Origin of the sequence: Candidatus Solincola tengchongensis (assembly GCF_015711935.1) — a bacterium.
Classification (GTDB): Bacteria; Actinomycetota; Geothermincolia; order Geothermincolales; family RBG-13-55-18; genus Solincola_A; species Solincola_A tengchongensis.
On record NZ_JACVJJ010000017.1, the window covers coordinates 1 to 5,505 of the forward strand.

A 5,505-nucleotide genomic window follows, 5' to 3' on the forward strand; every position below is an offset into this window, starting at 1 on the left:
TACGCCCGGTAGCGGGCCACACGGGCCGCCTCCTCCGGGCTCAGCCCCCGCGGGCCGGGAGACTCCACCTTCACCCTCACGGAGCGGAAGGGAAGCCCATAGCCACGTGCCACCTCCTCCACCCGCTCCGCCTCGCTGGCGGATTCGGGGCGCAGGCCGTGATCCACGTGGAGTACACGCAGGGAGACCCCCTCGAGCGGCGCGATCTGGACCAGGACGTCCAGAAGGACCAGGGAATCCGCGCCCCCGGAAACGGCCACCACCACCAGGTCCCCGGGCTGGAGCATCTCCCACTTGCGCACCGTACGGCGCACCCGCTGGATGACGGCGAAACGTTCTTTCTCCCACCTCATGGGTTCGAACCTCCGAATTTCGCCGGCGTTGCGCCCACCCGGCCCCTCCAGGGATCGGCAGGGAAGGGTCGGTAAATTGTCCCCTGCAAGGAGAGCGCCCGCCCGCATCCGAACGCCGCCCCGGACGGACGCGGAGGAGACCCGGCGCCGGGGTCCGAGGATGGCAGCCGGCCATTCCGCCGGGAATGGGGATGGGAAGCGCGCCAGCTCCTCCGACCCCCCGCCGCCAACCCTTCTTCGTCCCCTCCGGCTCACTGTCCGGGGGTCCAGCGGAGGAAGGTCCTCCCGCCCTCCTCCGAGAGCTCCAACCCCACCCCCGGGCATCTCTCCGACCAGGCGCGGAGGAAATCCTCCGCCGCCGCGCCGGACATGAGGCCCGGCCTCCCGGCCTCGATGAGGACGGGAAATACATCCACCACCTGCAGCCCGCCGTCCCTGAAACGGCAGCCCAGGAAGATGCCCCGCCTCCCCTCCTCGCTCTGGGAATAGAAGACCAGGTTGCCCAGGGAATAGAAGACCGGGGTCCCGTCGATCACCTCCATCCCCTGCACCACGTGGGGGTGGCAACCCACCACAAGGTCGGCACCGCTCCGCGCGCAGGCGGCGGCCAGCTCACGCTGCCTCGCGGTGACCTCCGCGGACCCGATCTCTCCCCAGTGCAACAAGACCACCACGTAAGGGTATTCCCCCGCCGCCCGGCGCACGGCCTCCTCCAGCACCGCCACCTCCGCGGGTGCCACCCCTGCCCGGTCCTCGCCCGCGGCGTAGGACGAGGGACCCACGTCGCTGAAGGAGAGGACGGCCACCTCCCCGCCTTCCCCGTCCCGGAGGACGGCGGGTTCCAGCGCCGCCCTGAGGGAGGAACCGGCGCCGACGGCCGTCATCCCCGCCATGCGCAGGACGTTCAGGGCCTCCTCAAGTCCCGGGGAGCCGAAATCCATGGCGTGGTCGTTGGCCAGGGACACGGCGTCTATTCCCGCCTCGGCCATGGGAGGGGCGCAGGATACCTCGCCCCGCATGGGGTAGAAGGGCTGGTCCTTATTGGCTTCGTGCACGGGGCTGCAGAGGGGCCCCTCAAGGTTGACAGCCGTGAAACGGTACTCCCGTAAAAGATTGCCCAGGCCTTGCCAGGGATAATCCGGCCCGTAGGCCGCCACCAGCTGGGCCATCTCCAGGGCGAAGGTCACGTCTCCTCCCAGCCCCAGGGTGACCGCCACCGCGGCGCCCGGCCTCTCCGCTGCGACCTCCCTCTCCCCCTCCGAAGCCACCTCCTCCGACTTGACTTCCGCCGTTCCCCCGTTTCCGTTGCCGGGCGAGGTGGCGACGAACACCAGAACCGAGGAGAGGACTACCAGGAGGGTCAGGGCGGTGAGGAAAGCCGCCTGCCGCCGGGCAAGCGTCCTGCGCAGTCGCCCCCGCACGAACCTGGTCATCCTCCTCTCCCGCCTTTCGTGTCCGTCCTCCTCCTCCTCCTCCCGGCAATATCTTAATCTTAACCCAACCCCGCTTCGGGCGCCCTCCCAGCATCCCCATGCGGATGCCCGCTCCACCCCTCCATCCGCTCAAAGGCCCAGGAGGGAATAGATCCTTTCCATGTCCAGGGAGCCGCGCACCACCTCCGCCAGGCGGTCCAGACACCGCTCCCTCTGGGAATCCCATTCCCCGGAATCACCAAGGGGCTCCAGGCCCCTGAGGCGCCTCAGGTGGTTCAGGAAAGCCTTCCTCAGGTGGGGGTTCTCGAAGATGCCGTGCAGGTAACACCCGAATACGGGGAGTTCCTCGTGCACCGCCCCGTCCTCCACCTTTACCCTTTTCCCGTCCCTCTCCACGATGAGGAGCGGTGTCCCGCCCTCCACGCGTGATATTCCCATGTGGATCTCGTAACCGGTGAGCGGAGGGTGGCTGGGGCTCAGGCCCAGCCAGGGAACCTCCATCCCGGCCACCGCCTTCACCTGGTGGGTCTGCTTGTCCCGGGCCATGACCGTGTCCACGGGAAGCAACCCCAACCCCTCCACCCGTCCGGGGCCGAACTCCACCCCCTCGGGGTCCTCGATACTCCTTCCCAGGATCTGGTAACCGCCGCATATCCCCACCACCGGTACCCCGTTGACGGCGAGGCGCATCAGCGCCGCGGCGAGGCCGCTCCTCCGGAGGAAAGAGAGGTCGGAGCCCACGCTCTTGCTCCCCGGGAGGAAGACGCAGTCGGGCACCCCCAAGTGCCGGGGGTCCTCGACGTAACGGACCTCGGTCCCGGACTCCCTTTCCAGCGGCTGGAAATCGGTGGCATTGGAAATGTATGGTAAACGGATGACGGCCAGGTCCAGGCGGTCGAGGGAGGACGGCCGGCGCCGTCCGTCGTCCCTCTCCTCGAGGTTCACCGAGTCCTCCTCCTCCAGGCCCAGGTCCCGGATGTAGGGGATCACACCCAGCACGGGCTTGCCCGTCCTCCTCTCCAGGAAACCGAGTCCCGGACGGAGAAGTTCCTCCTCACCCCGGAACCTGTTGATGACCAGTCCCGCCACCATCTCCCTCTCGCCCGGCTCCAAGAGCTCCAAGGTGCCCACCAGGGAGGCGAAGACCCCGCCGCGATCGATGTCCCCCACCAGGAGGACCGGAGCCTCCGCGGCCACGGCCATGCTCATGTTGACGATGTCCCTGTCCTTGAGGTTGACCTCGGCGGGGCTTCCGGCTCCCTCGAGGACCACTATCTCGTAGCGGGACCGCAGCCTGTCCAGGGCGGCCAGGGCATGGGGCAGGAGGTCCGGCTTCACGCGGTGATAATCCCCCGCCTCCAGGTGGCCGGCCACCCTCCCGTTCAGGACCACCTGGGCTCCTTTCTCCGAGGTGGGCTTGAGCAGGATGGGGTTCATGTCCGTATGCGGGGGGATGCCCGCCGCCTGGGCCTGCAGTACCTGGGCCCTCCCCATCTCGCCTCCCTCCGCGGTGACGTAGGAATTGAGGGACATGTTCTGGGATTTGAAGGGCGCAACCCGCCATCCGTCCTGGGCGAATATGCGGCACAGGGCGGCCACCAGAACGCTCTTCCCGGCATGGGAGGAGGTGCCCTGCACCATAAGGCAGCGTGCCCGAGATCGCCTCACGCCCGACCCACCTCCTTTCGGCTTCCCTCTTATGCCGGCATCGTCTCCCCCCGTGCGGGCACCGGTCCGGAAACCCGGTAAGCGGTGCGCCGGAGGGAGACGGCGAGCCCGCGCTCATTCGCCCCCCGCACCAAGGCTGTGCCCTCTCGCGCCCCGCCCTCCTCCGGCCCCCGCGATCCAGTGCTCACCTCTCCCCTCCCCCTCATGAGGCCCACGAAGGCCCTCCGTTCACCTTCCGGGTCACGGGGGCCGAGCGCGACGGCCCCCGTCCGGACACCTCACACCATGTCTCGCGCAGCAGCCTGAGGAGTCGCATGTTCTCCCGCCTCCTGCGCACCGCCACCCGGATGAAACCCTCCCCGAGGCCGGAGAAGTCGTGACAGGAGCGGACCAGGACCCCCCGCCTTCCCATCCCCTCCACCACCGCTACCGCCTGCGGGCCCTCCACCGGGAGGCGCAGGAGCAGGTAGTTGGCGTGACCGGGAAAGACCCGGAAGGGCCCCGCCTCCCGGAGCCCGCGAGCCAACTCCTCCCTCCAGGCGCCCACCCGGGCGCGCGTCTTGCGCAGGTAACCCTCATCCCCCAGGCATGCCCGTCCCGCCGCCTCCGCTGCGACGTTCACCCTCCAGGGGAACCCCTTCTCCTCCAGCTCCCCAACAAGCCCTCTCGTCCCCGCCAGCCACCCGGGTCCCCTCAATCCGGCCAGGGCGAAGAGCTTGGTGAAGGTGGAGATGATCACCAGCCCCTCCTCGCCCGCCAGGTGGATCATGGTCGCCCTCTCCCTATCCCGGTCCGGACAGAACCCCATGAAGCTCTCGTCCACCACCAGAAGCCCCCCGGCGTCCCGGCAGGCCTCCAGCAAGGACAGGAGTTCCGTCCGAGAATACAGTTTTCCGGAGGGGCTGGCGGGATTGCAGAAGAAGGTCATCTCCGAGCGTGATGCCGCACTAACCAGGGCATCCATGGGCAGGGCGAAGCCGTCACCGGGGGAGAGCGGGAACTCCTCCACCTCGCATCCCGCCGCCTCCGCCGCCCGCCGGTACTCTGAGAAGGCCGGGGAGACCACGGTCACCCGGCGAGGGGAGCGGCACCGTACCAGGTGATGGATCAGCTCCGTGGAGCCGTTGCCCAGGGTGAGAAGGTCGGGGCCGATTCCCAGCCACGCGGCGAGTTCCCGCCGAAGCGCGCCGGAGAAGGGGTCGGGATAGTAGGCGGCCCTCCTCAAAGCCGCCCTGGCCGCCCTCAGCGCCGCGGGCGGGGGGCCCAGAGGATTGACGCTGGAGCTGAAATCGAGGAACCGACCCGGAGGGAGCCCGTAGCGCCGGGAGGCCCACACCAGGTCCCCGCCATGATATGGAAGCCGCCGTACCCCTCCTTCCCCGCCGTCCCCACCCTCCGTAACGCTCGATCCCTCCCCGGGGGGACAGGGGGACAACAGGGAGGGAGGGGCAACTTGCGTCTCCTCGCCAACCCCGTCACGTCTTGGAACGCGATACGCCACTTCTCCTCCGGATCCGATCTCCTTACCGCCGTTCCCCTCTCCCTTCACGGGGAGGAAGGGGGGGCCGTGATAGCGCCCGACCTCATCCCCTGGGCTTTCCCGCCCGCCGCACCGGTTGTCCACTCCTCCTCAAACTCTGCCTCTCTGCGGGCTTTTGGTGACGATCCGTCCCGAGCGCAAGCCCGCATCACCCTCCCGCTCCACTTCCGGAGGCGTCGTGACTCCCCGGAAGAGCAGGGACCCGCAGGCCCAACCCCTTGTAATATGTCCGATAGCCCGCCTCGCTTCCCGCTTCGCTAAGCCGCCTACCCTTATGGGAGGCGCAAGTCCTTCACTTATTCCACCACCCCCTCCTCACCCTGTTTCGCCCCCTCAGCCAGGCCGCTGCGAGGGCCAGGAGCAGGCCCAGATGGGAAGATGTGTTGAGCAGGCGGACCGCCTCACGGACCTCATTCGGGCCCACATCCCTGGTTCCCTTCCCGATCTCCGGGAGCTCACGCCTCCTGCCCCGGTAAAGGTTGGCCCCGCCCAGGCGTATTCCCAGGGCCCC

General features: G+C 68.6%; 4 protein-coding genes and 1 pseudogene. All 5 read right to left on the bottom strand.

What is annotated here, in order from left to right; genetic code table 11:
- Positions 1–353 (bottom strand): tRNA lysidine(34) synthetase (locus tag H7007_RS00795; RefSeq protein WP_287152582.1); only part of this gene is annotated, 353 nt, incomplete at its 3' end.
- Positions 354–604: 251 nt separating this feature from the next.
- Complete coding sequence (locus H7007_RS00800; RefSeq protein WP_287152583.1) at positions 605–1,786, bottom strand: CapA family protein; 1,182 nt, start codon at positions 1,784–1,786, stop codon at positions 605–607.
- A gap of 129 nt (positions 1,787–1,915) precedes the next feature.
- A complete protein-coding gene (locus H7007_RS00805; protein ID WP_287152584.1) occupies positions 1,916–3,454 on the bottom strand; it encodes a cobyric acid synthase in 1,539 nt (512 codons plus the stop codon).
- Between the two features lie 202 nt (positions 3,455–3,656).
- A complete protein-coding gene (locus H7007_RS00810) occupies positions 3,657–4,955 on the bottom strand; it encodes a pyridoxal phosphate-dependent aminotransferase (RefSeq protein WP_287152585.1) in 1,299 nt (432 codons plus the stop codon).
- Positions 4,956–5,286: 331 nt separating this feature from the next.
- Positions 5,287–5,505 (bottom strand): annotated as a pseudogene (locus tag H7007_RS00815) (hypothetical protein); the annotation flags it as partial.